Genomic DNA, 2,835 nt, shown 5'->3' on the forward strand with positions numbered 1-2,835 from the left:
GTGCGGGCCCAGGTAAGCATCACAACTCACCCAACCCGCACGGCCCTTCTCATGTCACGGGCCGGGCCGCCCCGTATTTCCCCCAAGGTCGTAAGATCGGGACACCCAGGGATGCCGGGTGTGGCTGTCATGGTGTAGCCGCTGTTGAGGCTTGAGAGGATTGGCCGCCCGGCATCCCGCGACGACTCGGCCGCTGATTGGGATGCGCGAACTGAATCGCTCGTATGGACACGTCGGCGAGGTCGTCTTGGGACGAAACCGGAGATCGACGAAAGGGGTTCCGGTGCCCGAACTGTGGGCGGGGACGGACGCGGGCAAGGCCGAGCATCACTGCACCGTGATCGATACGGACGGTGCCAAGGTGCTCTCGCGTCGGGTGCCGAACAACGAGGCCGAGCTGCTCCAACTGATGGGCGATGTCCTGGAGCTGGCCGATGGCAGCCCGGTCACCTGGGCGGTGGACCTGAACGCCGGCGGTGCCGCGCTCTGGATCGCGCTCCTGGTCAACCACGAGCAGAAGCTGGTCTACCTCCCCGGCCGGACGGTCCACCACGCTTCCGGCTCCTACCGGGGCGACGGCAAGACCGACGCGAAGGACGCCTACGTCATCGCCGACCAAGCCCGCATGCGCCGCGACCTGCAACCCCTGCAGAAATGGGACGAGATCGCGGTCGACCTCAAGATCCTGACCGCCCGCCGCCTGGACCTGTCCGCGGACCGCACGAGAGCGATCAACCGCCTCCGCGCACAAATGCTGGAGTACTTCCCCGCCCTGGAGCGCGCCTTCGACTACAGCACTTCCAAGACGGCGCTCGTTCTGCTGACTGGGTACCAGACTCCCGCCGCCCTGCGGCGGATCGGCCGGGCCCGGTTGGCGACCTGGCTGAAGAACCACGGCGCCCGCACCCTCACCGTCGCCAAGAGTGCCGCTGACGCCGCAGTTACCGCCGCTGAGGCCCAGTTCACCGCCGTCCCTGGGGAAAAGACCGCCGCGAAGATGGTCCACACCCTGGCCAGGGAGGTGATGGCCCTCGACGAGGAAATCACTCGGGTGAACGTCCTCATCGAGGGCCGGTTTCGCGAGCATCCCGACGCCGAGGTGATCACCAGCATCCCCGGCATCGGTGACCTGCTCGGAGCTGAGTTCATCGCCGCCACCGGAGGAGACATGGCCGCCTTCGGCAGCCCTGACCGCCTCGCAGGCGTCGCAGGTCTCGCCCCCGTGCCCTGTGATTCCGGCGAAGTCAGCGGCAACCTGCGCAGGCCCCGGCGCTCCAGCCGACGGCTCCTGCGGATGTTCTACCTGTCCGCCCAGTCCGCCGCCGTGTTCTGCCCAGTCTTCAAGGCGTTCTACCAGCGAAAACGCGCTGAGGGAAAGTCCCACAAGCAGGCCGTCCTCGCTCTGGCCCGGCGCCGCCTCAACGTGCTCTGGGCCCTCATACGCGACCACAGGACCTTCGAAGCGATCGCCCCCGGCCCACCAGCCGCAGCGGCATGACCCCATCACGAGGCCTCACCGCCTCGGCTTGACAATGCCATTGGGAATCCTCTCGTGATGAGCCCGGGGCCGATTTTGGCGGCCCCGGGCTCGTGCTGTCGTGCCGTGCTGGCAGTGCGGGCAGCTCTGGGGGCTCCCGCCCGGGGCGGAGTTGTTCAGTCGCGTTGGTGAGGACGACCTTAACGTTGTGCCCGCCGGGCTCGAACGCCAGGTCGTATTCGCGGGCGGTCTCGCCGTCCGAGACCGTGGTCTCGATAACCTCCCCGCGGTTGTCCGTGATGGTGATGTTCTTCATGATTGTCCTACCTTTCAGGTGTGGGTCTGCTCTGGTCATTCGTAAGATCGGAGGGCCCAGGGGCTCTGGGTATGGCTGTCATGCGGGAGACCTCTCGATGGCTTAGGAACTTGGCCGCCCGGAGCCCCGCGACGGCTCGACCGCCAATTGGGAGATGCGACTCGATCGCTGCTGTAGGACAACGTCGGCGAGGTCGTCTGCGGGATCGAAGTACGACGAGCTGGCGGAGGGGAACGTGCCTGAGTGCCTGATCCTGAACCAGTAGCGGCGGGTGACCTCGATCGACTTGTTACCACTCACCATCGGTCATGTCCGACGGGTAGCGCCGCGGCCGGGACACCATGCCCGACACCTTACCCGTCGCACACGGCGGGCAAGAACACCCGCTCCGATCAGCAGTGTTGGCAACTTCACCGTCGGCAGGGCAGAGTGTCATCAGGGCTCCTGGATACAGCGCATGGACTCGACACCCTCGCTGATACAGGAGCCCTGCCCATGCCCGCAGCAGAACGCGAAAAGTACCCGCCCAAACCAGCAGCCGGCTTCGCAGCCACAGCCTGCCACCGGTTCAGGATCAGGCACTGAGTCTTCGCCAGAGTGACCAGTGCAGATGGTGGCGGATGGTGAGAGGGGTGGGGTGGAGGAGGTGGCCGGTGAGGCGTCGTATTTCTGCCACGGACAGCGGTATCAGGCCACCGTTGTTTCCCCTTTTTGCAGTTCCTGGGCGCGGATGGCGGTCAGGGCGGCGAGGGTGGCCATGGCGAGGGTGATGTGCCGGTACCAGGCGTGGCAGAGGCGGACCTGGTAGTGGTCCAGGCCGCACTCGCCCTTGGCGGTCTGGAGGCATCCCTCGGTGGCCCAGCGGGCGCCGGCCACCCTGACCAGGTCCTTCAGGCGGGTGCGGAGGGGGCCGTAGCAGACGTAGTAGGCGATGCCGGCCGGGTCTTTCAGGCTGCCTTACGTTCTTGGACGGGTTGATCGAGCCATTCGTAGGGTTGGGTCGCCCGGGGGTGCCGGGTGTGGCTTTCAGGCGGCTGCCGTC

Annotated in this window: 1 protein-coding gene and 1 pseudogene; one reads left to right on the forward strand and one right to left on the reverse strand. The window is 66.5% G+C overall.

All coding sequences use genetic code 11. From position 1 onward, the window contains the following. Positions 1-283: 283 nt before the first annotated feature. Positions 284-1,498, forward strand: a complete 1,215-nt coding sequence (locus tag AC07DW_RS33990) for an IS110 family RNA-guided transposase (protein WP_478861462.1) — start codon at positions 284-286, stop codon at positions 1,496-1,498. A gap of 982 nt (positions 1,499-2,480) precedes the next feature. Here the strand turns inward: AC07DW_RS33990 and AC07DW_RS33995 are convergent. After that, positions 2,481-2,723, reverse strand: a pseudogene (locus AC07DW_RS33995) (IS701 family transposase); the annotation flags it as partial. Positions 2,724-2,835: the final 112 nt, after the last annotated feature.

This window comes from Streptomyces sp. NPDC045701 (assembly GCF_056432045.1).